This window comes from Neisseria canis, from assembly GCF_900636765.1.
In the GTDB taxonomy this organism is placed as follows: domain Bacteria; phylum Pseudomonadota; class Gammaproteobacteria; order Burkholderiales; family Neisseriaceae; genus Neisseria; species Neisseria canis.
This window is the reverse complement of record NZ_LR134313.1, coordinates 2,437,350-2,460,131: the sequence shown is the minus strand read 5'-3', so window position 1 is coordinate 2,460,131 and position 22,782 is coordinate 2,437,350. Positions and strand designations below refer to the sequence as shown.

Annotated in this window: 25 protein-coding genes; 12 read left to right on the top strand and 13 right to left on the bottom strand. The window is 53.0% G+C overall.

Going from position 1 to position 22,782, the window contains the following annotated elements; all coding sequences use genetic code 11:
* Positions 1–166 precede the first annotated feature (166 nt).
* A complete protein-coding gene (locus tag EL143_RS11630; protein ID WP_085416253.1) occupies positions 167–841 on the top strand; it encodes a CDP-alcohol phosphatidyltransferase family protein in 675 nt (224 codons plus the stop codon).
* Positions 842–939: 98 nt separating this feature from the next.
* Here the strand turns inward: EL143_RS11630 and cytX are convergent, their stop codons facing one another.
* Positions 940–2,124, bottom strand: coding sequence for a putative hydroxymethylpyrimidine transporter CytX (gene cytX / locus EL143_RS11625; protein WP_085416252.1), 1,185 nt, complete (start codon positions 2,122–2,124; stop codon positions 940–942).
* A 198-nt stretch (positions 2,125–2,322) separates the two neighbouring features.
* Between cytX and EL143_RS11620 the strand changes: the two genes are divergently transcribed.
* Together EL143_RS11620 and hflX are read left to right on the top strand one after the other, a co-directional pair.
* Positions 2,323–3,147 carry a phosphatidylserine decarboxylase gene (locus tag EL143_RS11620; RefSeq protein WP_085416251.1) on the top strand — a complete coding sequence of 275 codons (825 nt, stop codon included), beginning with the start codon at positions 2,323–2,325 and terminating at the stop codon, positions 3,145–3,147.
* Positions 3,148–3,367: 220 nt separating this feature from the next.
* Complete coding sequence (gene hflX, locus EL143_RS11615; RefSeq protein ID WP_085416280.1) at positions 3,368–4,468, top strand: GTPase HflX; 1,101 nt, start codon at positions 3,368–3,370, stop codon at positions 4,466–4,468.
* A 434-nt stretch (positions 4,469–4,902) separates the two neighbouring features.
* On the opposite strand, the gene EL143_RS11610 is transcribed toward hflX, so the two are convergent.
* The 7 genes from EL143_RS11610 to pyrE form a co-directional block, all read right to left on the bottom strand.
* Positions 4,903–6,285, bottom strand: a complete 1,383-nt coding sequence (locus EL143_RS11610) for a phosphomannomutase/phosphoglucomutase (protein ID WP_085416250.1) — start codon at positions 6,283–6,285, stop codon at positions 4,903–4,905.
* A 203-nt stretch (positions 6,286–6,488) separates the two neighbouring features.
* Entirely contained in the window at positions 6,489–7,235 is a 747-nt protein-coding gene (locus tag EL143_RS11605) for a lysophospholipid acyltransferase family protein (protein WP_085416249.1), read from the bottom strand.
* A gap of 128 nt (positions 7,236–7,363) precedes the next feature.
* A complete protein-coding gene (locus tag EL143_RS11600) occupies positions 7,364–8,116 on the bottom strand; it encodes a GNAT family N-acetyltransferase (protein WP_085416248.1) in 753 nt (250 codons plus the stop codon).
* A 65-nt stretch (positions 8,117–8,181) separates the two neighbouring features.
* Positions 8,182–8,454, bottom strand: coding sequence for an oxidative damage protection protein (locus tag EL143_RS11595; RefSeq protein ID WP_085416247.1), 273 nt, complete (start codon positions 8,452–8,454; stop codon positions 8,182–8,184).
* An 89-nt stretch (positions 8,455–8,543) separates the two neighbouring features.
* Entirely contained in the window at positions 8,544–9,884 is a 1,341-nt protein-coding gene (gene argA / locus EL143_RS11590) for an amino-acid N-acetyltransferase (RefSeq protein WP_085416246.1), read from the bottom strand.
* 6 nt (positions 9,885–9,890) lie between these two features.
* On the bottom strand, positions 9,891–10,292 hold the full coding sequence (locus EL143_RS11585) for an MJ0042-type zinc finger domain-containing protein (protein ID WP_085416245.1): 402 nt from the start codon (positions 10,290–10,292) through the stop codon (positions 9,891–9,893).
* Positions 10,293–10,423: 131 nt separating this feature from the next.
* On the bottom strand, positions 10,424–11,065 hold the full coding sequence (gene pyrE / locus EL143_RS11580) for an orotate phosphoribosyltransferase (protein WP_085416244.1): 642 nt from the start codon (positions 11,063–11,065) through the stop codon (positions 10,424–10,426).
* Here pyrE and EL143_RS11575 point away from each other — a divergent pair.
* Both EL143_RS11575 and EL143_RS12795 read left to right on the top strand, forming a co-directional pair.
* On the top strand, positions 11,048–11,509 hold the full coding sequence (locus tag EL143_RS11575; RefSeq protein ID WP_232001297.1) for a chromate transporter: 462 nt from the start codon (positions 11,048–11,050) through the stop codon (positions 11,507–11,509). The two genes, pyrE and EL143_RS11575, sit on opposite strands and share 18 nt — an antisense overlap.
* A gap of 1 nt (position 11,510) precedes the next feature.
* The gene (locus tag EL143_RS12795; RefSeq protein ID WP_408634058.1) at positions 11,511–11,732 is read left to right on the top strand and encodes a chromate transporter; all 222 of its coding nucleotides are present in this window, start codon (positions 11,511–11,513) and stop codon (positions 11,730–11,732) included.
* Positions 11,733–11,772: 40 nt separating this feature from the next.
* Here EL143_RS12795 and EL143_RS11570 read toward each other — a convergent pair whose 3' ends face one another.
* A complete protein-coding gene (locus tag EL143_RS11570) occupies positions 11,773–12,426 on the bottom strand; it encodes a hypothetical protein (protein WP_085416243.1) in 654 nt (217 codons plus the stop codon).
* Positions 12,427–12,656: 230 nt separating this feature from the next.
* Between EL143_RS11570 and EL143_RS11565 the strand changes: the two genes are divergently transcribed.
* Complete coding sequence (locus tag EL143_RS11565) at positions 12,657–15,170, top strand: TonB-dependent receptor plug domain-containing protein (RefSeq protein ID WP_085416242.1); 2,514 nt, start codon at positions 12,657–12,659, stop codon at positions 15,168–15,170.
* 110 nt (positions 15,171–15,280) lie between these two features.
* Here EL143_RS11565 and EL143_RS11560 read toward each other — a convergent pair whose 3' ends face one another.
* Together EL143_RS11560 and EL143_RS11555 are read right to left on the bottom strand one after the other, a co-directional pair.
* Positions 15,281–15,547 (bottom strand): type II toxin-antitoxin system RelE/ParE family toxin, encoded by a 267-nt coding sequence (locus EL143_RS11560; protein WP_085389274.1) that lies wholly within the window; start codon positions 15,545–15,547, stop codon positions 15,281–15,283.
* Entirely contained in the window at positions 15,534–15,800 is a 267-nt protein-coding gene (locus EL143_RS11555) for a type II toxin-antitoxin system RelB/DinJ family antitoxin (protein WP_085416241.1), read from the bottom strand. The genes EL143_RS11560 and EL143_RS11555 overlap by 14 nt, the downstream gene beginning before the upstream one ends.
* Positions 15,801–15,968: 168 nt before the next feature.
* On the opposite strand from EL143_RS11555, the gene EL143_RS11550 reads away from it, so the two are divergent.
* Positions 15,969–16,745, top strand: a complete 777-nt coding sequence (locus EL143_RS11550) for an exodeoxyribonuclease III (RefSeq protein WP_085416279.1) — start codon at positions 15,969–15,971, stop codon at positions 16,743–16,745.
* Positions 16,746–16,893: 148 nt separating this feature from the next.
* Here the strand turns inward: EL143_RS11550 and EL143_RS11545 are convergent, their stop codons facing one another.
* Positions 16,894–17,337: a phosphatidate cytidylyltransferase gene (locus tag EL143_RS11545; RefSeq protein ID WP_085416240.1), complete on the bottom strand. Its 444-nt coding sequence runs from the start codon at positions 17,335–17,337 to the stop codon at positions 16,894–16,896.
* Between the two features lie 136 nt (positions 17,338–17,473).
* On the opposite strand from EL143_RS11545, the gene EL143_RS11540 reads away from it, so the two are divergent.
* The 4 genes from EL143_RS11540 (at position 17,474) to bioB (ending at position 20,624) form a co-directional block, all read left to right on the top strand.
* Complete coding sequence (locus EL143_RS11540; protein ID WP_004283984.1) at positions 17,474–17,671, top strand: DUF1737 domain-containing protein; 198 nt, start codon at positions 17,474–17,476, stop codon at positions 17,669–17,671.
* Between the two features lie 15 nt (positions 17,672–17,686).
* On the top strand, positions 17,687–18,214 hold the full coding sequence (locus EL143_RS11535; RefSeq protein ID WP_085416239.1) for an alpha/beta hydrolase: 528 nt from the start codon (positions 17,687–17,689) through the stop codon (positions 18,212–18,214).
* A gap of 44 nt (positions 18,215–18,258) precedes the next feature.
* Positions 18,259–19,206, top strand: a complete 948-nt coding sequence (locus tag EL143_RS11530; protein ID WP_126326789.1) for a hypothetical protein — start codon at positions 18,259–18,261, stop codon at positions 19,204–19,206.
* A 365-nt stretch (positions 19,207–19,571) separates the two neighbouring features.
* Positions 19,572–20,624, top strand: coding sequence for a biotin synthase BioB (gene bioB / locus EL143_RS11525; RefSeq protein WP_085416237.1), 1,053 nt, complete (start codon positions 19,572–19,574; stop codon positions 20,622–20,624).
* A gap of 70 nt (positions 20,625–20,694) precedes the next feature.
* Here the strand turns inward: bioB and EL143_RS11520 are convergent, their stop codons facing one another.
* Entirely contained in the window at positions 20,695–20,982 is a 288-nt protein-coding gene (locus EL143_RS11520) for a PepSY domain-containing protein (protein WP_085416236.1), read from the bottom strand.
* Between the two features lie 356 nt (positions 20,983–21,338).
* On the opposite strand from EL143_RS11520, the gene EL143_RS11515 reads away from it, so the two are divergent.
* Positions 21,339–22,634 (top strand): hemolysin family protein, encoded by a 1,296-nt coding sequence (locus EL143_RS11515; RefSeq protein WP_085416235.1) that lies wholly within the window; start codon positions 21,339–21,341, stop codon positions 22,632–22,634.
* Positions 22,635–22,782: the final 148 nt, after the last annotated feature.

Genomic DNA, 22,782 nt, shown 5'->3' with positions numbered 1-22,782 from the left:
ATCACATGCCTGTCTGAAAAAAGCAGCGCGCGGGTCAGGCCGGTACAGCCGTTTATACGCTTTACGCGCCATATCGTAACTTAACGCTTTGCATACACAAAAATCTTGTTTATCCTTAGGGAATATTTAACGCTGTTTCTACTCACTTCATTTCTTTCAAACAAATATGACAACTCACGACAACCGCCGCCCCATTGCTTCCCGCAGTAACAAATTGATGGTTCGCTTTGCAGCATGGCTGGCCGCAAAAGATTCCCCCACGCCCAACCAGATTTCCATTTTAAGCGCCGTGTTTGCCGCTTGCGGCGCCGGTTTGCTTGCCTACAGCCAACATGCTGCAGCTTTGGTGGGCTGTGCGATTTTCATCCAGCTCAGGCTGATGTGTAACCTGCTCGACGGCATGGTGGCGGTTGAAGGCGGTAAAAAAACCGACACAGGCGAAATATTCAATGAATTCCCCGACCGAGTGGCCGACAGCGTTTTGATTGTGGCGCTGGGCTATGCCATCGGGCAGGGCTGGCTCGGCTGGCTGGGCGCTTTGCTGGCTATGGCAACCGCCTACATCCGCGTGTTTGGCGGCAGCTTGGGTTTCCCGCAGGATTTCCTCGGCCCGATGGCCAAGCAGCACCGCATGGCCGTGCTGACATTGGGTTGCCTTTTGGGCGCGGTAGAAAGCCATTACAACCAAACCAATTTCCTGCTCGGCGTTTCTCTGGTGGCCATCGTTATCGGCAGCGCCATCACCTGCTACAAACGCACCCAAGCCATTGCCGAGCTGATGCGTCTGCGTGCAGACCAAGTGCGTGGGGAGCAGGCAATAAGCGAGGATGAGGCCGAATAATTCCTTTTACTGTGGTTTAACTGCAAACCTAAAGGCAAAAAATGCCTGTCTGAAACCTTTTCAGACAGGCATTCGTTCTATTCGGATTGCCCGGTGGTTTACGCTTTTCCCGGTAAAGCCTTACGTACAACCAGCGTGAGTAAGAATGTGGCCAGCATCACGGGCAGAGTGCTGCCCAGCGGAGTTTGCCATTCGATTAAGATGCGGTAGAGGCAGAAGCCGGCCAGCCACAAGGCGAGGCTGATCCAGTCGGTTGAAGCGGCGGTGCGGCGTTTGAGCACGAAATAATCGGCCATCTGCACGGCAATCATGGGTGCGAACACGGAGCCGATAAAAAGCAGAAAGTGCTCGAAGCGGTTAACCGGCAAGGTGGCGGCAAGTACGGTGCCGAGCAGGGTAACGGCGATGGCCACGGCGTTTTCACTAAAGCGTCGGCTGATGGCATGGTAGCTCACGCCTGCGGAATAGGCGTCGAGAAAAGTGGTGGTTACGGTGGAGAGCACCACAATCAGAATGCCCGCGATGCCCAAACCCGAATAAAGCAGGATTTGGGCGATGTCGGATTGTCCGGTAAAGAGCGCGGCGGCCAAGCCGAGGATGTACATCCACGAGCTGGTTACCAAATAGGCGGCAGCAGCGGCAAAGGTTACTTTTTTCGGCGACCCGGCATTGCGCGTGTAATCCGAAACTAAAGGCAGCCATGAGAGCGGCATAACAGCGGCCAGTTCAACCGCCAGCCCGAAGCTCATGGCTTGCGCATCGGCCGGAACGGGTGCGCCGCTGCCGCCGAATACTTTGGTGCTGAGCCAAAGCGTAATCACAAACAGCGCACCCAACACCACCACTTGCACGCGGTTGAAATGCCGCACGCCGCTCAGCAGCCACACTACAATCAGGCCGCCGATAATCAGGCTCCAAGCAAGTTGCGACACACCGCCCCACAAGTGTTGGGTAAGCGCGGCGGTAATCTGCGCGCCGGTGAAAATCATAATGGCTGTCCAACCGACCAGCTGCAATACGTTGGCACCCGAAAACAGCACGGAGCCGCATTCGCCGAAAGAAAGCTGCACCGTCTGCATCGCGCTGCGTCCGGTTTGCGCACCGATTAAGCCGGCGAAATAAAAGAGCGCGCCGCCGATAATGTGGCCGAGTATGATGGCGGCCAGCCCTTTTTCCCAACCCAACGGGGCGAAGAGTGTGCCGGTGATGATTTCCACCACCGACACGGCCGCGCCGAACCAGATTAAGCCGGCAGCGGCAGCAGAAAGTTTTTGTGTTGTCATGACAAGTAAATCCTAAAATGAGGTGGAGCCGATTATAGCGAATAAAAGCGGTTTTCATATAGGAAACCGGATATTGATAAGGAGGTTAAACCATCAGAATGCCTGTCTGAAAAGGCTTTCAGACAGGCATTGCCATGCAGCTCGGTAAATCGGGTATAATCCGGTTCATTATTATGCTTGGTTAATAGAGGAAACCTTATGCCGCGTTTTTACCCGCATCCGATTATTGCCCGCGAAGGCTGGCCGTTTATTTTGGCTGGCTTGTTTTTCAGCATCGTGTTTACCTGCTGGTTGGAATGGTGGTCGCTGCCGTTTTGGCTGTTTACCCTGTTTGCCGTGCAATTTTTCCGCGACCCCTCGCGCCCGATTCCGCAGGATCCTGATGCCGTGCTGTGTCCGGCAGACGGCCGTATCGTGGTGGTGGAGCGCACCATCGATCCCTACCGCAACACCGAAGCCCTGAAAATCAGCGTGTTTATGAACGTGTTTAACGTGCATTCGCAACGCTCGCCGATTGACGGCACGGTTACCCGCGTGGAATACAATAAAGGCAAATTCCTCAACGCCGCGCTCGATAAAGCCAGCACCGAAAACGAACGTAATGCCGTGTTTGCCACCACGCGCACCGGCCGCGAGCTGACTTTCGTGCAGGTGGCAGGCTTGGTGGCGCGCCGTATTTTATGCTATGTCGACTCAGGCCAAAGAGTGGTGCGCGGCGAGCGCTACGGCTTTATCCGCTTCGGTTCGCGCGTTGACGTATACCTGCCGACCGATGCCGTGGCCCAAGTGTCTATCGGCGACAAAGTCCAAGCCAGCTCCACCATACTGGCACGCCTGCCGCTGAAAGCAGCGGTTCAAAATGATGAGCCGCAAACAATCCGGCCGGCCGCAACAACCGCGCCCGCAGCCGGTTTGACAGAGCATGCTGCCAGGGCAAACGCTCCGCAAAACGAGCAGCAGATAATCGAAGAGGCCGCCGAGAAAGTGAGAGCGGCTGCCGAACGCGAAGCGCCGCAAGAATAAAAGCGCCCACGGCTTTCAGACAGGCATTCTGAAAGCCGTTTTCATTTCCCACATTCATTGATAATCAGGCCGCTTAGACAGTAAAAGCGCCGCCATACCGGGTCAGTTCCGAGTATGACGGTATCGTTATTATGTAAGTGGATTAACTGGAAAACTTGATAAGAAAGCGGTTTTGAGCAAACACCAACCCGATAAATCATTGAGCAAACCCGAGCGTGTGATGCTGGTGGGCGTGATGCTGGCTGCCGATTATTCCGGCGCCAACGAAACCCGCGAGCGTGATTTTCAGGCGGCTTTGGAAGAAGCTGCCGAATTGGTGCGGGCAACGGGCGGCGAGCTGGTGCAGGTGGAAAGCGCGAAGCGCGACAGGGCGCACAGCGCGCTGTTTGTCGGCACGGGTAAGGCGGAGGAGCTGGCGGAAGCCGTGCGCCTGAATGAAATCGAGCTGGTTGTGTTCAACCACGAATTAACGCCCACACAGGAGCGCAATCTGGAAAAAGCGCTGCAATGCCGCGTGCTCGACCGGGTGGGGCTGATTCTGGCGATTTTTGCCCAGCGCGCGCAAAGTCAGGAAGGGCGGCTGCAAGTGGAGCTGGCGCAGCTCACGCATCTTTCCGGCCGATTGGTGCGCGGTTACGGCCATCTGCAAAGCCAGCGCGGCGGCATCGGTCTCAAAGGGCCGGGCGAAACGCAGCTGGAAACCGACCGCCGCCTGATTAACCAGAAAATCGCCGCGCTCAAACGCCAGCTGAAAAATGTGGAAAAGCAGCGCGCCACACGCCGCAAAGCGCGTTTGCGCGGCAGCCTGAAAACCTTTGCGCTGGTGGGCTACACAAACACGGGCAAATCCAGCCTGTTCAACCGCTTGACCAAAGCCGACGTGTTGGCGAAAGACCAACTGTTTGCCACGCTCGACACCACTGCCCGCCGCCTGTATCTCTCGCAGGAATGCAGCGTGATTATTACCGACACGGTGGGCTTTGTGCGCGATTTGCCGCACAGCTTGGTGGCAGCCTTTTCCGCCACGCTGGAAGAAACGGCGCTGGCCGATGTGCTCTTGCATGTGGCCGATGTGTCGCATCCGCAGCTGGAGCGGCAGGAAGAGGATGTGAATCTGGTGCTGGAAGAAATCGGCGCGGGCGATGTGCCGCAGCTGATGGTGTACAACAAAACCGACTTGCTGCCCGCAGAGAAGCGCCCCAAAGGCATTCTGCGCAATGAGCGCGGCATGCCGGTGGCAGTGTATCTTTCGGTGAAAGAAGGCTGGGGGCTGGAAGATTTGCGCGATGCCATGGTGGAGTTGGCGCAAGCGGAAGATTAAGGGAATGCCTGCCTGAAAAAAGCTTATTGGTATGTTAAATAAGCTTTTTTTCATTTATCGTACCCGGGCTTGACCCGAGTATCTTGGGTTCCGGTAATTTGAGGAGATACTCGGGTCAAGCCCGGGTATGACGTGTGCTTTCCATGAGTTCCTTAACCATAGCAAATAAACTTATTTTTGATACAAGGCGGCAAGCCGCAGACAGTACAGATAGTACGGGACTGATTTTGTTGCTGCTTCAGCAGTTTACAAAATCGTTCTCTTCGAGCTAAGGCGCAGCAACGCCGTAGCAGAAATAAAGTATATTTGCTATGCCGTATTTTTAAAGTTTATTCTCCGTATAGAAATGCCTGTCTGAAAACAAGCGGCGGGGGCGAGCCCTAGCCAAACGTTTTCAGACAGGCATGCTTTGCTTATAGGCAGCGTACTACCAATCACAGCGGCCATTGCAAAGCAGGATTGCTTTCAATCACGGCTTTGAACTGGTTTTGGATGCGGGCGATGGCTTCTTCGCTGTCGGCCTCGAAGCGCAGCACCAAAACAGGCGTGGTGTTGGAAGCGCGCATCAGGCCGAAGCCGTCGGCGAATTCCACGCGCAGGCCGTCGATGGTGATGATTTCGGTGGCGCCGTCGAATTTGGCATTTTGCGCCAGCTCTTCAATCACTTTGTGGCCGTTGCTGCCTTCGGGCAGGTCGATATTGATTTCGGGGGTGGAAATGCTTTGCGGCAAGGCATTGAGCACGGCGGAGGGGTTGTCTCCGGCGGAAAGGATTTCCAGCAGGCGGCAGCCGGCGTAGAGGCCGTCGTCGAAGCCGAACCAGCGTTCTTTAAAGAAAGTGTGTCCGCTCATTTCTCCGGCCAAGAGTGCGCCGTTTTTCTTCATGGATGATTTGATGAAGCTGTGGCCGGTTTTTTCCATAATCGGTTCGCCGCCGTGTTTTTTTACCCAGGGTGTCAGCAGGCGGGTGGATTTTACGTCGAAAATCACTTTTGCGTCGGGGTTGCGGCTCAATACGTCTTGCGCAAACAGCATCAGTTGGCGGTCGGGATAAATGATGTTGCCTTCTTTGGTAACCACACCCAAGCGGTCGCCGTCGCCGTCGAATGCGATGCCGATTTCTGCGTCGCCGGTTTTCAGCTCGTTAATTACATCTTGCAGGTTTTTAGGTTTGGCCGGATCGGGATGGTGGTTGGGGAAATTGCCGTCAACGTCGCAAAACAGCTCGGTAACTTCGCAGCCGAGTGCACGGTATAAATCGCCGGCAAACGCGCCGGCCACGCCGTTGCCCGCGTCGGCCACGATTTTCATCGGGCGCTTGAGCTTGATGTGGTTGACGATGTGGTTGCGGTATTCGGCGGAAATGTCTTTTTCGGTAACGCTGCCGGCGGCTGCGCCTGTAACAAAGCGGTCTTGCTCAATCACGGCAAGCAGCTCTTGTATGGTGTTGCCGGCCAGCGTGTCGCCATCGAGCATCATTTTGAAGCCGTTGTAGTCGGGCGGGTTGTGGCTGCCGGTAATCATCACGCCGCTGCCGCCGCATTCTTGGATGGCTGCAAAGTAGAGCATGGGCGTGGCAACCATGCCGACGTTTAACACGTTGATGCCGCTTTCGGTGAAGCCGCGTGAGAGGTTGGCCATCAAGTCGGGGCCGCTCAAACGGCCGTCGCGCCCGATGGCGATTTTTTGAATGCTTTTTTCCGCCGCTTTGGCCGCGATGGCTTTGCCGATTAAATAAGCTGCTTCATTGGTGAGCGTTTTGCCGACGATGCCGCGAATGTCATAAGCTTTGAAAATATCTCTGGCGATGCTTACCATCTTTTTTCCTTTGCGTGTAATGGTGGAGAAATATGCTTGGTATTCTAGCATAAGGTTAAGAAAGCTTAACTTATGCCTGTCTGAAAGGTCGTAAACCTGTTACAGCCGAATCGCTTGGGCGGCGGTGTTTGGAAAATGCCTGTCTGAAAACTTACCGTGTTTGTTTTCAGACAGGCATCTTTGAGTGTGTCCGTGAACACTGCTTAACCGAGTTCTTTTTGTTTTTCGCTCAATCTGCGGTGTATCTCGCGGGCAGTTTCCTGACGTTCGGGTGAAGCTGGCAAAGGTTCGAGGAAATGCAGCTCGACCATGCTTCGGCGCTGGCTGATTACGGAGCGGATGGAAGACCACAGGCTGATGTCGCCGTAATAGGCCATGTGCGGATTGGGGCTGCTGCCGTCGGGGTTGGGATAGCGGCAGAGCACGGGAATCAGGGGCGTGCCGGCATCGTAGGGCGCTTGAAAAAAGCTGGTTTTGAAAGGCAGGATTTCGTGGCCTTCGGTGCTGGTGCCTTCAGGGAAGAGGGTGACGGTGTCGCCGTTTTGCAGGGCTTCGGTAACGTGGCGGATTTTTTCGCCGTTGCCGCCCGTGCCTTTTTTGCGGGCCACATAAACGGTTTGAGCCTGAGTGGCGAGATAGCCGATAACCGGCCATTTGGCAACATCGTCTTTGGCAACGAAGCGGCCGGGAAATGCGGCATTGATGGCCATGATGTCGAGCCAGGAAATATGGTTGCAAATCATCATCTGTCCGCGCCCGCGTTCGGGCAGCGTGCCGTAGGTTTTCAGCTTCATGCCGCAAGAGGCGAGCACGCAATGCGACCAAATTTGGATGGCGCGCAGTTTGCGTTGCTTACTGTAAAGGGGAAACAGGAAAAACATTTCGAGCATGCCGTAGAGCAGGCAGAAGGCAATGCCGAAAAGGCGGAAAATAAAGCGGATTCGGTTCATGTTGTGATGTGTGTCGATTTTAGCTGCGGATTATATATGCATGGGGGAAGCAGGTCAGCCTGTTTTGCTTGATTATGCGTCAAAATAGCGGCAAAAGTAGAATTTTGCCGCTATTTGGAGACAGTTTGTTATGACTGGGGTGCAAAACGCTGCAAGTACCGGTCATTTAATTGCGTGATGTCCATCAGAATCAAAACGTCGGCGCAATTGAATGCTTCGTCTACGCAAGGTTCGCCGCAAAACCATGCGCCTGCTTTCAGATAGCCTTTAATCAGGGCGGGGCATTCCGGGTTTTCAACCGGGGTGAGTTGCTCCCATTTGAGCGGGTTGAGCGGGCGCACGCGCCATTGTTCGGGAGCGAGGTATTTTTCTTTCAATGAATGGTAAAGCCCTGCGGCTTGGTGGCCTCCGTCGAGTGTGCTGATGCTGCCGCAGCCGGTCATAAAGCGCAGGTTGTAGTCTTTCATGAATTTGACGAGGCCGCTCCATAAAAGCATGATCAGGCCGCCGTGACGGTAATCGGGGTGGATGCAGGCGCGGCCGAGCTCTACGGTTTGCGGCAGGATGTTTTTCAGCGGGCTGAGGTCGAACTCGCTTTCGCTATACCATGAGCCCACGGCTTTGGCACCTTCTTCGGTGAGCAGGCGGTAGCAGCCGATAACTTCGCCGGTGGCGTCGTTGAATGCCAGAAGATGCTGGCAATGTTCGTCATATTTATCAATATCGCGCCCGTCGACGGCTTTGATGCCGGCGCCCATTTCGACGCCGAATACTTGGTAGCGCAGCCGTTGGGCGGCTTCGATTTCCTGAGGTGTTTCGGCCAAGCGAACGCTCAGCCCGATTTTCGGGCCGGTGGTATTAAATTTGTTATGAGCAGACATAAGGGAAGTTTGGTGCTGTGGGTAATAGAAATTGAAAGGGCCTTCCTTTCGGAAAGGCCGGTAGATTATTCGCCGGGCGGCGTATAGCCTTGAACGCTGTCGGCGCCTTCGCCGAAGAAGTAGTTTTCCATTTGTTGTGCCAGATATTCGCGCGCGCGAGGGTCGGCGAGGCTGAGGCGGTTTTCGTTGATGAGCATGGTCTGGTGGCGCGTCCAAGCATCCCATGCTTCTTGGGACACGTTTTCAAAAATGCGTTTGCCCAGTGCATTGGGCAGGGGGGCGAATTTCATGCCGGGTGCTTCTTTGCCCAGCTTGATGCAGTGAACCATGCGGGTCATGTCGGTATCCTTTTTGTTTGGGTTGCGATGCTCGGAATTGTAATGGATTGGTCGGGGTTTGTATATGAATGCCTGTCTGAAAAGGGGTTTCAGACAGGCATGCTTTCACGTTCGGGTGCCTTCAGGTTGAGGCTGTAAATATTGGATTTGCGGCCGCCCGCTTCGTATTCTTCGCGGCGTGCGGGGGGCAGGTCGGCGGGTTGGACGACACTGAAACCGCGTTCGGTAAACCAGTCGCCGGTGTGGGTGGAAAGGGCGATGAGTCTGGCCATGCCGGCGGCTTTGCTTTGGTTGATGACGTGTTCGAGCAGCAGCTTGCCGTAGCCGCCGTCGCGCACTTCCGGAGAAACGGCGAGGCAGGCGAGTTCGGCGGTGAGGTGTCCGCTGTAAAGTTTGAGGGCGACGCAGCCGTAGATTTGGCGGTCGTGCTCCAATACGGAAAATTCGTTGATATGGTGTTCGAGGTATTCGCGGCTGCGTTTTATCAGAATGCCTTGCTCTTCCAGCGGGCGGATGAGGCTGATGAGGTCGGCGATGTCGCTGCCTGTTGCGGGGCGGATGTTGATGAACGGGGCTTGTGCGATGGACGTACCCGTACCTTCGCGGGTAAAGAGTTCGCTGATAAGGCTGCCGTCTTCCAAGCCGGAAAGGATATGGGTGCGCTCTACTTGGTTTTCGACGGCGTTGACGGAAGATTTCAGCAGGCGGCATTGGTCGGTGCGGATTTTGTTTTGTTTGATTAAAACTTGCGCTTCTTGCGAGGAGAGGTTGGTCAGCAGGCGGCCGTTTTCGTCCAATATGCCTTCGGGTTCGGTGATGAAAATCAGCTTTTCGGCGCTCAGCGCGATGGCGGCGGCTTCGGCGATGTCGGCCATGCTGAGGTTGTAGGTTTTGCCGCTGAGCGAAGCGCCCAAAGGGCTGATGAGTACCACTGCGCCGTTGTCCAACTGCTGGCGGACGGCTTCTGTGTCGATTTTGCGTACCCGGCCGGTATAGCCCATGTCGATGCCGTTGATGATGCCGTAGGGACGGGCGGAAACGAAATTGCCCGAAGCGATGCGCAGGCGTTTGCCGCGCTGTAAAGAGTGGGTGATGCCCACCGAAAGCGCAGCTTCGATGTCGAAACGCACGATGCCGCAGGCTTGTTTGGCACGCTCCAGCGTGGCTTCATCGGTGATTCTTCTGCCGTCGTGGTATTCGGGGCTGACGCCGGCGGCTTGGTCAAGCGCGCTGATTTGGCGGCGGGAGCCGTGTACCAAAACGAGTTTCACACCGAGGCTGGCGAGCAGGTTGATGTCGGCGGCCAGAGATTGCAATACCCGGCCTTCGAGCATGTTGCTGGCGATACCGATAACCAGCGTTTTGCCGCGCAGATAGTCGATATAGGGTGCGGCTTCCCGGAAATCACAAACGAAAGCGGGCGTGGTCATGAGGGTTTAGAGAATGATGGTCAGGTAAAAAATCTGGATAATCAACACGGTAAGCGCCACCATGCAGGGCAGCGTCCAGTTGGTTTCTTTGGCTTGGGGCGGAGGCGGCAGTGCGGCGGGAGCGCGGTTTTGCTGGTTGAGCAGGCTGTCGAGCAGCTCGGCGATTTCCTGGCGGGAAAGCTGGCGCTGGGCGCGCACTTGCGGGCCGATTTTGTGTACCAGTTTGGTGTCGCTTCCGGCTGAGGGGAACAGGTCGGGATTGAAATTTTCCGGTGTCGGGCGCGTGTGGCTGCGTGCTTGAAACAAGCCTTGGCAGGTGCGGCAAACCACATAGCCTTGCGCCAAATTGAGCTGGCTGTCTTTTACCCAAAGCTGGGTGCTGCAATGCGGGCAAACGCATAAAGGCATGACGTTTTCTTTCGTTGGTATTATGGATGGCGGATATTTTAAGCAATTTCAATAAGTTTGCCAACGTAAAACCATGTGACAACGGAATGCCTGTCTGAAAAATGTGTTTCAGACAGGCATTGTTGAGGCCGTTAAATCACGCCGTAACGCTCGCGGTAGGCTTGAACCGGCGCTAAATATTGCTGGAAGTCTGCATCGTTTTCCAGCAGCGAGAGCAGGTCGCGCAGGTTGGCGATGGATACAACGGGCAAGCCGTATTGCTGCTCCACTTCCTGCACGGCGGAAAGTTCGCCCGTGCCTTTTTCCATGCGGTCAAGTGCAATCGCAACGGCGGCGGGTGTTGCGCCTTCCGTCTCAATCAGCTTAACCGATTCGCGCACCGACGTGCCGGCCGAAATCACATCGTCGATGATCAACACGCGGCCTTTGAGCGGCGCACCGACCAACACGCCGCCCTCGCCGTGGTCTTTCGCTTCTTTGCGGTTGTAGGCAAACGGCACGTTCACGCCTTTTTCGGACAGCATCATAGCGGTGGCAGCCGCCAGAATAATGCCTTTGTAAGCAGGGCCGAACAGCATATCGAATTCGACTTTGCTCTCGATAATCGCCTGTGCATAAAATTTGGCCAACGCCAAAGTGGACGCGCCGTCGTTAAACAAACCGGCATTAAAAAAATAAGGCGACTGACGGCCTGCTTTGGTGGTGAATTCGCCAAATTTCAATACGTTTTGGGCTAAGGCGAATTTCAGGAAATCTTGACGGAAATCGGACATTTTTGTGATTCTTTCCAGCAGAAAAATAAAGTGGATTATAGCCGAAGGCGGCAAGCTGTAACAGGTTACGCGAAACAAAGAAAAGAGTTCACGGCTCTAGCTATAGGTAATCAACACATTTTTAATACGAGGCAGCAAGCCGTAGACAGTACAGATAGTGCGGGACTGATTTTGTTGTTGCTTCAGCAGCTTACAAAATCGTTCTCTTTGAGCCAGGCTGTCGTGCTGCCGCTATTACAGGCGCAGACTGTGCCGCTTTGGTTAAGCAACGACACGTTTCTTGCCGGTTATGGTGCAGCACAAGCCGTGCCCGGGCCGCTGTTTACCTTTGCCGCTTTTCTCGGGCACGGCAGCAAACGGCCTGCAAGGCGGCATGGTGGCTTTGGTTTCTATTTTCATTCCTTCTTTTTTACTGGTGTTCGGATTACTGCCTTTTTGGAATAGTTTGAGCAAACAACCAAAATCACGAGCAGCTTTGGCCGGAGTAAATGCCGCAGTAGTGGGCTTGCTGCTGGCTGCTTTGTACCAACCTGTTTGGGTCAGCGCAGTTCATACCTCTATGGATTTTGCTTTGGCCTTGCCTGCTTTTTGCGCATTGATGTTTTGGAAAGTGCCGGTGTGGTTAGTCGTATTGCTAGCCGGTTTTGCCGGCATGTATTTGGTTTGAAGACTAAAATCGAACAACATCAATATTTTAAATTAAGAGACTACTTACAAGCAGCGCGGTTAAAGCGGGTATGCTTTAACTCCCGCTCATACTCATCGCGATAAATATAAGAAGGCTGAAATTCTTTGTTATCCATATATTCTGTTAATGGCTGCAAAACGCGGCGGCAGGCAGCGGGATTGCCGGCATTTTTATAGCTGACTGCCAAATCGTTACGGGTGCGCATTCTGTCGACAAGGTGCATAAATTCACCGCATTGCTCAAGATAAGTTTGCTTGATACGGATGGCTGATTGGAAATGTTTCTTGCGGTAGGCCGTCTGAAAACGCTGTTCTGTTTGCGCAGCAGCTTGTTTTGTGCAGGCAGTAGGCAGCCTGTAATACGTTTTATCGAAAAAAGTATTATGCCCGCAATAAGTTGAGCAGGCGGCTTTTGCTTTTTCGGGAATCGCTATCGATATGCTGTTCCGGGCGGAACGAAAGTGTATGCGGCAGCCGTCACCATCCTGCCAAGTATTGTTTTTAATCTGCCCTTCCAAATAACATAAGTTGCCAGACGCACCAACCGTGTCAATTATAAATTCAGACTGCTTAATGGTAAGCGTTTCACTGGCAAAGGGATTGTGGGTTTGATAAGTTTGTGCGGACACGGGCAACGCAATAAGGCAAAGTAACAAGGTAGTTGGATATTTCATGATATTTTTGTGGTAAAAGCCGGAGATGCCGTATTGTCTTGCAAATAGGGCGGGGAAAGCCAGTTTTTTGCTTCAATCTATTTGCAACACTCAATAAAAAAGCTTAAGTGCTTGCGGAACAATATGTTGCCGTTTTATTGAGCGCATGGTTTTTTTATTTTCTTTCTTCTGTACACAAATTTACTTATAATTGTTATGTTATAACATTTGTGTATGGAAATTTTTCAACAATGGGAAAAACCAAAATTGCTTTAGGGGTGTCTTTGGCTTTTTTGTCGCAAGGTGCTTGGGCGGACGGGCCGGAAGATAATGTGGTAGAGGTAGATGCGGTTATTGTGAAAGACGAGCCTTATGCGGCTCAGTCTGAAGGCAATATATGGGGTCAAGAGAGAATCGCCGCTACGCCTAAGGGCAACGGCACCATCAATGATTTGTTGCGTACCAGCCCGGGCGTGCAGTTTTCCAATACCGAAGGCACGGCCGACAGTGTGGGAGAAATTGCGCCGCCGAATATTTCGTTTCACGGCGAGAAATTTTACAACAACCGTTTTGCAATAGACGGAGTGAGCAACGACAGCAATCTCAACCCCGCGCACAACGGCTCCGATACGCAGTTGGATGCGGATACGGTGAATTCGCACACGGTGGGCTCGCTGCCCGCAGGCCATCCGCAGGCGTTTTGGATTAGCCCTTCGCTGGTGGAAAACATTAAGGTGAAAGACAGCAATATTTCCGCCCGCTACGGCCGCTTTACCGGCGGCGTGGTCGATGCCGATTTAATCAAGACAAACAGAGAAAAAGCATTCGGCAGCCTGTCGTACCGCACCACGCGCCATACTTGGACGCATCATTATATCGACCCGCTGTATGCCGACGAATACCGCGAGGCGCAGTCGCCCAATACTCAGCCGAAATTTACCAAGCATGAATCCACTCTCACGGTAAACCAACCTGTCGGCAAAGATTCGGCGGTGCTGTTTTCGTACAGCCGCCAGCGCTCTTCGATTCCTTTTTTCCATCAGCATCTGAAACAATCGACCAAGCAAAGGCGTTTGGCCGAAACCTTTTTGTTGCGGGGCGCGCACCGTATCGACGACGATAACAATCTGTCGGCAACGGTGATGTATTCGCCGCATTATGCCACTTACCATCCGGCCAACTATAAAGACGGCCGCTTTACCAACAGCGGCGGCGGTTGGCGTTTTGATTTGGATTGGGAACGCTACGCCGGTTTCGGCAGGATGCAGACCAAATTGAGCTACCGCAGCACCGAAGAAAAAACCGCTTACGACCAAGACAATTTATACCGCTACAGCGACGACACGCCGTCGATAAACTGGACAACCCATCCCGAAGTGGATGAAGCGGCCGTGGGCGGCATCGGCACCAGCCGTTCGTTTGGCAAACACATCAATCTGCAACAGCATTTCGAGTTTAACGAAGCGGATTGGCGCGGTTGGAAGCACCGCTTCAACGCAGGTTGGGAGGCGGAATATGCCGATAAAGGCTTCGAGCGCAAAAAGCCCACCATTATTTACAGCGGCTCACGAAAAACCGACCGTAAGGATTGCACCGAATGTATTCCGGGCGAACAGTTCTTTACCAGCTATGCCTACAACTATCCGGCCAACATCAAAGTAGGCACGCATAATCTCTCCCTTTATCTTGAAGACGATATCGAAAAAGGCAATCTGCGTTTGAAGCCGGGTATCCGCTTGGATTACAACGGCTTTCTGAAAAATACCGACATCGCACCGCGGTTTGCATTCGATTACCGCCTGCCGTTGAAAGCGGCCAAACTGCATGTGTTCGGCGGAGCCAACCGTTATTACGGCAGCGAAATGCTGACCTACAAATTACGCAGCGCACATGTGTTCCAACGCAATTTCGACCGCTTCGAGATAGATGACCCGTGGACATCGCGCGAGTTGAAAGAACCGCGTTACGACGGCAGCGATTTGAAAACGCCGTACAGCAACGAATGGAATTTGGGTCTGCGCCAGCATATCGGCAACAGCGAATGGCAGTTGAAATGGGTGCGCCGCAACAGCCGCAACCAGTTTTTAACCAAAGAAAAAACCGATGAAAGCGGCCAAACCTACCGCGTGCTGGCCAATACCGGCCGTGCCGACAACGACACCTTCAGCTTTTCCGCCGGCCTGAACCGCCCGTGGACGCTCGGCCCGACCCTGCTCAGTTGGCGGGCGGGTGCCGATTACAACAAACGCCGCTCCAACCAAATCGGCACGTTCCAACGCTACGACTGGAGCGAATGGAACGTGAAAAAAGTATTGGTAGACGGCAAGCTGAAAGATCCCGACAACCTGCCCGCAATGGATTTCAACCAGCCGTGGAACGCCTTTATCGAAACCGAACTCGCCGTGCCCAAATGGTCTTTCACCTGGACGCAACGCTGGCGTTATTCGCCCGGCACGGTGGAATACACGCAGGAAAACATCCGCTGCACCCCCGAACGCGCGCGGCTGTGCCAAGGCTATGTAGGCAACCTGAGCAAGTTCGACCAAATCAAATACAATTCCGCGCTGATGGCAGACTGGCATTTCTCGTGGGCAAAACCGCTGGCGAAAACGAAAAAGGTGGAAGTGAATTTGGACGTGTTGAACGTGTTTAACCGCAAAATCGTCGGCAAAAAAGTTTATACCCCCGAATGGCAGGAGAAAAAACGCGACGTGTCGTATAAAATCGGCCGCCAATTCTGGCTGGGGGCGAAATATTCTTGGTAAACCAAAGGACAAGATAAAGAGGCCGTCTGAAAATTAAATTTCAGACGGCCTTTGAGATGAAAACCATAGGTCGACCATGCTTGGTTGACGTTTGTGCAAAAACTGTTTTATTAGCCGAACAGCGCGGAGTGCGTGCCGATTCGTGCCAGTTCGACTGTGTTTTCCGTATGGCGGTAAATCAGCACCAAATCAGGCTCGATGTGGCAGTCGCGAAAGCCGTGCCAGTTGCCCGTGAGTGCGTGGTCGCAAAATTTAGGCGGCAGAGTTTGTTCGCTGCATATACAGTAGAGTGCTTCAATCCAGCGCGTTGACAGCGCCAGCGCAGGATATTTTTTGAAATCGCGTTTGAATGCGTTACTGAACTCAATCGCTTTCATTCAGCCGTTCCATCAATGCTTCCACACTGTCGGCGCGATGCAGGGTTTCCGTGCCGTTTTGCATGGCAGTTAAAACGCGTGCGGTTTCGGCGTTGGGTTGGTAGTCGAAGCTGAAGCGTTGCTCGGTGGCGATTTTGGTCAGCGTCATGCGGATGACGTCGGAGATGGTCAAACCCGCACCGGCCAATACTGCGCTGGCTTGGTTTTTCACATCTTCGTTGATGCGTACGCTCACAAGTGCATTGGCAGCCATTTGCTTTCCTTTGTTTATCGTTTGATAAACAAATTATCCTAAAGGCCGTCTGAAAATGCAAGTGGCAATGAAATGGAAACACCCGTTTCTCTTTTTTCAGACGGCCTCAAAGCCCGGAAAACTTCTGCTACAATCGCGTTTTATTTTCTCGGTTCCAATACATTCATCATGTTGAAAATCATCTCAGCCAACGTTAACGGCATCCGCTCCGCCTATAAAAAAGGCTTTCACGAATACATCGCTGCGTCGGGTGCCGACATTGTGTGCGTGCAGGAATTGAAAGCCCAAGAGCCGGATTTGTCGGACGATATGAAAAATCCGCACGGTATGCACGGCGTATGGCATTGCGCCGAAAAACGCGGTTACAGCGGCGTGGCGGTGTACAGCAAGCAACGCCCCGACAATGTGCAAATCGGCATGGGCATTGAAGAATTCGACAGCGAAGGCCGTTTCGTGCGTGCCGATTTCGGCGAATTGAGTGTGATTTCGCTGTATCTGCCCAGCGGCACCAGCGCGCCTGAACGCCAAGAGTTGAAATACCGTTTTTTAGACGCGTTTTACCCCATGCTGGCGGAAATGAAAGCGGAAGGCCGCGATATTGTGGTGTGCGGTGATTGGAATATCGCCCATCAAAACATCGATTTGAAAAACTGGAAGGGCAATCAGAAAAATTCGGGCTTTCTGCCGGAAGAACGTGCATGGATAGGAAAAGTGATTGCCGAATTGGGCTGGGTGGACATGTGGCGCACACTGTATCCCGAAGTGCCCGGCTACACTTGGTGGAGCAACCGCGGACAGGCGTATGCAAAGGATGTGGGGTGGCGTATCGACTACCACATGGTCACGTCCGATCTGGCGGCCAAAGCGGTGCAGGCGCATGTGTATAAAGAAGAAAAATTCTCCGACCATGCGCCGCTGGTGGTGGAATACGATTATTCGATCTGATGCGTTTTCAGACAAGCATGGGCAATTCTGTCTGTTTTTATTGGCTTACAATCAATCCACTTACATGATAAATAACGATACCGTCATATACGGGCTTATCCCGAGTATAACGTTCGTACTGTTTTTAAGTTGATTAACCATATCAAGCTCAAGGTTTGCGCGGCTGCGCATTTTTAGAGACCGCATCAAGATAATCCATAAGGAAGCAGCTGTCGTTTTCAACAATATTGTCAATGCGGTACACAACGAAGCGGTCGGATGGGAAATTGCGGCTGCTTTCTTTGATTTCCGGAGAATCCGCGGCCACCCTCAGCCAGAAATTCGCGCGGGAATGGTGCGGGGAGCGGGGCGGCAGCTTTTTTATCAAAGCGCGGACTTTTGCTTCGTCTTCCGGTTGTTTGAACACCGCAACCCAGTCGGAAGCGGGTGAAGAGCAGGGCGCCAGAATGACCCGGCCGTTTTCTTCGGAAGCCAAAACGGAGAAAATATCATGGAAATCATCTGCTTCGGAGGTTTGATGGTGTTCGGATTTTGCTGCGTTTGCCAGTGATAAAGACAGCGATAATAATGCGGCCAGTAGAGTGAGTTTCATGTTTGTCAGTATGAGTTGTGATGGTTTCGGAAATGTGCCGTCATAGTAGAACACGATTATTCGATTTAATACAAACTTTTTCAGACAGGCATTCGTTATAATGCCTGTCTGAATTCTGATTTAGAGGAGGAACGATATGAAAGTTTACCGTATGCTTACCGGCCCGGACGATGCCGTGTTTTGCCGCCGCGTAACCGAAGCCTTGCAGCACGGCTGGGATTTATACGGCAGCCCGACCATGACCCACACGCCCGACGGCGTGCAGGTGGGGCAGGCCGTAGTAAAAGATGTGGAAGGTGTTTACGACCCCGACAAACCTCTGCATGAATACTGATGCCTGTCTGAAACCATGAAACCGGGTGATTTAGAAGACTTAACCCTATTCTTGATACGCGATGCGGACGAACCTGCCATGTGGATAGACCGCTGGGCGGTCAGCTATCCGATTGTGGAAACGGCCGGATGCAGCGCTTCGCAAACTGTGGCTGAGCAGGAAAAGCATGTGGCCGCAGCATTCGGGCAGATCCGCAGCGAAAACGTGATGGTGGTGGCGCACGGCGCGGGTGCGGCAGCGTTTATGGCTTGGTACGGCACCGTCGGCGTTTTGGTGCAGCGCCGCATCAAAGGCATTATCTTGGCCGCACCCTCACAAAACGCCTGCCGCCACGATGCCGTGCGCCATGTGCGGCTGATGTGCAGCAAAGTCGCTTTGGTTATCGGCGGGGATGACGAACATTGCCCGCGCGACTGGGCGGCCGAACAGGCTTCGCTTTGGGGCGCGCGCCTGCTGGAGTCGCCGCATCAGGGGCATTTAAACGGCGCGCTCGGCGGCTGGCAGTGGGGCATGAAGCTGATGCAGGAAATGCTGTTGGCCTAAGGTTCAGCTTGATAAAGTTCGACCGTGCCGGTTTGGGAGAAACAATGAAAAAGCCCATATTTTATTTAGCCTTGTCGGCAGGCCTGCTCGGCGCGTGTTCCGAACAGGGCGGGCAGGCCGGAAAAATCGGGCAGCCCGTTGCCGCTTCCGCACCGCAAAGCGCGGCTTCAGACAGGCATTATGCTCCGCGGCAGGCCGACACGGCAAAGCCTGAAGATTTATTGCAGCAATTTGTGTGGCACACCGAACAAGTGCGCCCCCGATTGCAGCAAGCCGCGCCCGAAGAAGCCGACCGGCTTTACGAAACACACAAAGAAATGCTCGAGCATTATGACGGGCAAACCGAAAAAAGCGGTCTGCTGGACAGGCTGTCTCACGAGCAAAAACCGTTTCTCGACCATTATCACGATGATGCAAACTGGATAACCAATTCGGACACCGGAGTGCGCAAGCCTGTGCCGGCGCTGAAAAAGAAGCAGGAAGAAATGGCGGCTATCGGTTTGGAATATGTCGATATGTACGACGGCCCTGCCATCATACGCGCCGAGCCGGATTATTACCGCAAACTGTTTGCCGGAAAAGTCAGCCCCGACTATGCCCGTTTTATCGAATTGGAGGCGCAAGAGCGGAGGGATCCGTCGTGGGGTGAAGCGGATGTGATAGTCGGTTGGCCGGAGCTGGGCAAGCGGCTGGCGGCGCGAGAGGCGTTTACACGGCAGTTTCCCCAAAGCCGTCTGTTTGCTCAGATGAAAGAGCAACATATGTATTACCAATATATGTTTCTGCTCGGTATGGAAAACACGCTTGCGTTTGACAGTGAGGGCAAACGCCCCCGGCCGGAAGTGGCCGAAGCTTGGCAGGATTTTGCCGAACACCATCCCGAAAGCCCGACCACGGCATTAATCCGCCAAATGGGAAACCAAGATTACGAGCAGGCCTTAAAAACGGTGCAGGCCGCGCAGAAGCAGTATTTCGGCAGGCCGGCGTTTTAAGCCCGGATGCCTGTCTGAACGTTTCAGACAGGCATCCGCCCGATATCTGGCAAATAAACTTATTTTTGATACAAGGCAGCAAGCCGAAGACAGTACAGGTAGTACGGGACTGATTTTGTTGCTGCTTCAGCAGCTTACACAATCGTTCTCTTTGAGCTAAGGCGCAGCAACGCCGTAGCAGAAATAAGTTTATTTGCTATATTTGCCCGCCGCGGACAAACAGGCTACACTTGCCGGGCCGTTGTTGCGAAACGGAATCCGAACGCCGCAACCCGGTAATTAAATAACCCGCAGCCCCAGTCATTGCGCCTGTGGCTTTGCACGTCAGCGTCATTGCGCCGCTGCGAAATTTCAGAAAGTAAAACATGAGCGTATCTCCTATCGCCTTGCGCCGCAAAACCGAGCGCAAGCCGCATGCCACCGCCCAATACTGGCGCAAATGCCAGGTTGAAGAGCTGTTTGAAATGCCTTTTCTCGATTTGGTTTATAAAGCTGCCGAAATCCACCGCGAGCATTTCAACCCGCAAGAAATCCAACTTTCCACCCTGCTTTCCATCAAAACCGGCGGCTGCCCCGAAGATTGCGAATACTGCCCGCAATCGGCGCACTACAACACCGGCCTCGAAAAAGCCAAAATGATGGACGTGGAAGAAATCCTCGAAAAAGCCAAAATCGCCAAATCGCGCGGCGCCAGCCGTTTCTGCATGGGCGCGGCGTGGCGCGGCCCGAAACCGAAAGACGTAGAAACCGTGTCGGAAATCATCAAAGCCGTCAAAGGCTTGGGTTTGGAAACCTGCGGCACTTTCGGTATGCTTGAAGACGGCATGGCCGAAGATTTGAAAAACGCCGGTCTCGACTACTACAACCACAACCTCGACACCGACCCCGACCGCTACAACGACATCATCCACACCCGCCAGCACGAAGACCGCATGGACACGCTGGGCAAAGTGCGCGGCGCAGGCTTGAAAGTGTGCTGCGGCGGCATCGTGGGCATGAACGAAACCCGCCCCGAACGCGCCGGCTTAATCGCCAGCCTCGCCAACCTCGACCCACAGCCCGAAAGTGTGCCGATTAACCAATTGGTGAAAGTGGAAGGCACGCCGCTCGCAGATGCCGAAGATTTGGACTGGACGGAATTCGTGCGCACCATCGCTGTCGCCCGTATCACCATGCCGAAAAGCTACGTCCGCCTGTCGGCCGGCCGCAGCAATATGCCCGAAGCCATGCAGGCCATGTGTTTTATGGCGGGCGCGAACTCGATTTTCTACGGCGACAAACTGCTGACCACCGAAAATCCCGAAGAAGACGGCGACCGCGTGTTGATGGAAAAACTGGATCTGTATCCGCTCGGATGCGGGGCTGCCCAAACTCAGGCGGAAGAAGCGGGCGGGCAAGGCATCCGTGTAGAATCGTGATTCGATTATTAAGGGAAAGAAAAAACCGTCGGTGCGCAACGGCACTGGCGGTTTTTTCTATCAAAGCCGTTTAGTGGCGATCCAGTTTTTCTTTCAGAATGCGCAAATCAGGATAAGACAATTTAATGTCGTATTCTTGGTTGCCTTTGAATGCTTCCACATCGAAAGCGGGTTGGCCCATGTGGTCGTCGGGGTCGATATCCACCACTTTATAGCCGCGTTTTTCCAACATGTTTACGGCTTTGGCGCGGTTTTTTTCATAGGCCGAATCTTGGTAGATTTGACGCTCAATATGGTTATCGGCAAGAGCGCCTGCTGAAAAACCAATCAGGGTTAGGGTAAGCAGTATTTTTTTCATGATGTATTTCCTTTTTGAGGGTAAAACTCAAGAGTTGTTAGGATGGTTTGCATTATAAAAGCCGATATTTGGCTGAGAATTAGGGCAGGGTTAAGGATATGTAAATCAAAATATGCCTGTCTGAAAATATTCAGCTTACGCCAATCAAGCGCTTTCAGGCAGGCATTTTGCTTGGTGTAACTTTGCGGCCTCAATTTTGTCTGTCAAATATAGTTAATCAACTTAAATTTTACTACCGCGTTGCTGCGCCTGGTCGTACTACCTGTACTGTCTGCGGCTTGCTGCCTTGTATTAAAAATTAATTTGATTAACTATAATGCTACAATCCAACCGTTTACAACAAATCTTTCTTTTTTATGAGCATTCTTGAAGCCGTTTTCATTTTATTGCTGCTGGTGCTGATTAGCGGTTTTGTATCCTCCGCAGAGTTGGCCTTAGCCTCTTCCCGTAAAATCAAATTGCAAGTGATGGCAAAAGAAGGCGACGTGCGTGCACTTGATGTTTTGAACATGCAGGAGCACCCCGGTAGTTTTATTACGGTGGTGCAAATCGGTTTGAACGCGGTGGCGGTATTTGGCGGTACGGTCGGCGAGGCGGCGGTGCGGCCGTTTTTGAGCAATCTGTTGGCCGGCACCGGCTTGGAAACGGCGGCTTCGGTGCTGGCATTTGTTTTTGTGACCAGCGTGTTTATTCTGTTTGCAGACCTGATGCCCAAACGCTTTGCCATGATTAACCCCGAACGGGTGGCCGTGCGGGTGGTGCGGCCGGTGATGCTGCTGATTTTCGTGCTTAAGCCCTTGATTTTCCTGTTTGACGGCATGGCCAATTTGATTTTCAAATTGCTGAAAATTTCCACCGTGCGCAGCGACGGGCTGACTTCGGAAGACATTTACGCCGTGGTGGATGCCGGTGCGCAGGCGGGCGTGTTGAAGCAGCAGGAACACTATCTGATTGAAAACATTTTCGATATGCAGGAGCGTACGGTCACTTCCACTATGAGCGCGCGTGAATATTTGGTTTATGTGGACAAAAGCGACGACAACGAAACCGTGCTGAAAAAAATGGATGAAACGCCGCATTCCAAAATTTTAGTGTGCAACGGCGGGCTGGAAAAAGTGATCGGCTATATCGAATCGCACACGTTTCTCACCCATTATCTGAAAGAGCCAAACATCAACCTAACCGACCGCCGCGTATTGCGTAAGGCTTTGTTTATTCCCGATACTTTGTCGCTTTACGAAGTGTTGGAAACCTTCAAAAACGCCGGCGAAGACTTTGCCGTGATCATCAACGAATACGCCCTCGTGGTCGGCGTGATTACGCTGAAAGACGTGATGAGCATTGTGATGGGCGATTTGGTGGCAACCGAAGAAGAGCCGCAAATTATCCGCCGCAACGAAACCTCTTGGCTGATCGACGGCGCAACGCCGCTGGAAGACGTGATGCGCGCGCTCGACATCGCCGCTTTCCCCCATTCGGAAAACTACGAAACCCTCAGCGGCTTTATGATGTATTCGTTGCGCAAAGTGCCCAAGAGAACCGATTTCGTGGTGTTCGACAAATACAAGTTTGAAATTATCGACACGGATAATCTGAAAATCGACCAGCTTTTGGTTTCGCTTCATCAGGATGCGCTTGAAAAGAAAGACTAAAGCAATGCCTGTCTGAAAACTTAGCAAATAAACTTAAAAATTAGTACACCCGTCATACTCGGGCTTGACCCGAGTATCTTGAGTTTCGGTAATTCTAAGAGATGCTCGGGTCAAGCCCGAGTATGACGGGTGTACTAATTTTTAAGTT

Excerpts from the sequence above, each read along its gene's own strand:
- EL143_RS11630 (WP_085416253.1), top strand. The coding sequence starts at position 167 with ATGACAACTCACGACAACCGCCGCCCCATTGCTTCCCGCAGTAACAAA.
- cytX (WP_085416252.1), bottom strand. The coding sequence starts at position 2,124 with ATGACAACACAAAAACTTTCTGCTGCCGCTGCCGGCTTAATCTGGTTC.
- EL143_RS11620 (WP_085416251.1), top strand. The coding sequence starts at position 2,323 with ATGCCGCGTTTTTACCCGCATCCGATTATTGCCCGCGAAGGCTGGCCG.
- hflX (WP_085416280.1), top strand. The coding sequence starts at position 3,368 with ATGCTGGTGGGCGTGATGCTGGCTGCCGATTATTCCGGCGCCAACGAA.
- EL143_RS11610 (WP_085416250.1), bottom strand. The coding sequence starts at position 6,285 with ATGGTAAGCATCGCCAGAGATATTTTCAAAGCTTATGACATTCGCGGC.
- EL143_RS11605 (WP_085416249.1), bottom strand. The coding sequence starts at position 7,235 with ATGAACCGAATCCGCTTTATTTTCCGCCTTTTCGGCATTGCCTTCTGC.
- EL143_RS11600 (WP_085416248.1), bottom strand. The coding sequence starts at position 8,116 with ATGTCTGCTCATAACAAATTTAATACCACCGGCCCGAAAATCGGGCTG.
- EL143_RS11595 (WP_085416247.1), bottom strand. The coding sequence starts at position 8,454 with ATGACCCGCATGGTTCACTGCATCAAGCTGGGCAAAGAAGCACCCGGC.
- argA (WP_085416246.1), bottom strand. The coding sequence starts at position 9,884 with ATGACCACGCCCGCTTTCGTTTGTGATTTCCGGGAAGCCGCACCCTAT.
- EL143_RS11585 (WP_085416245.1), bottom strand. The coding sequence starts at position 10,292 with ATGCCTTTATGCGTTTGCCCGCATTGCAGCACCCAGCTTTGGGTAAAA.
- pyrE (WP_085416244.1), bottom strand. The coding sequence starts at position 11,065 with ATGTCCGATTTCCGTCAAGATTTCCTGAAATTCGCCTTAGCCCAAAAC.
- EL143_RS11570 (WP_085416243.1), bottom strand. The coding sequence starts at position 12,426 with ATGAAATATCCAACTACCTTGTTACTTTGCCTTATTGCGTTGCCCGTG.
- EL143_RS11565 (WP_085416242.1), top strand. The coding sequence starts at position 12,657 with ATGGGAAAAACCAAAATTGCTTTAGGGGTGTCTTTGGCTTTTTTGTCG.
- EL143_RS11560 (WP_085389274.1), bottom strand. The coding sequence starts at position 15,547 with ATGAAAGCGATTGAGTTCAGTAACGCATTCAAACGCGATTTCAAAAAA.
- EL143_RS11555 (WP_085416241.1), bottom strand. The coding sequence starts at position 15,800 with ATGGCTGCCAATGCACTTGTGAGCGTACGCATCAACGAAGATGTGAAA.
- EL143_RS11550 (WP_085416279.1), top strand. The coding sequence starts at position 15,969 with ATGTTGAAAATCATCTCAGCCAACGTTAACGGCATCCGCTCCGCCTAT.
- EL143_RS11545 (WP_085416240.1), bottom strand. The coding sequence starts at position 17,337 with ATGAAACTCACTCTACTGGCCGCATTATTATCGCTGTCTTTATCACTG.
- EL143_RS11540 (WP_004283984.1), top strand. The coding sequence starts at position 17,474 with ATGAAAGTTTACCGTATGCTTACCGGCCCGGACGATGCCGTGTTTTGC.
- EL143_RS11535 (WP_085416239.1), top strand. The coding sequence starts at position 17,687 with ATGAAACCGGGTGATTTAGAAGACTTAACCCTATTCTTGATACGCGAT.
- EL143_RS11530 (WP_126326789.1), top strand. The coding sequence starts at position 18,259 with ATGAAAAAGCCCATATTTTATTTAGCCTTGTCGGCAGGCCTGCTCGGC.
- bioB (WP_085416237.1), top strand. The coding sequence starts at position 19,572 with ATGAGCGTATCTCCTATCGCCTTGCGCCGCAAAACCGAGCGCAAGCCG.
- EL143_RS11520 (WP_085416236.1), bottom strand. The coding sequence starts at position 20,982 with ATGAAAAAAATACTGCTTACCCTAACCCTGATTGGTTTTTCAGCAGGC.
- EL143_RS11515 (WP_085416235.1), top strand. The coding sequence starts at position 21,339 with ATGAGCATTCTTGAAGCCGTTTTCATTTTATTGCTGCTGGTGCTGATT.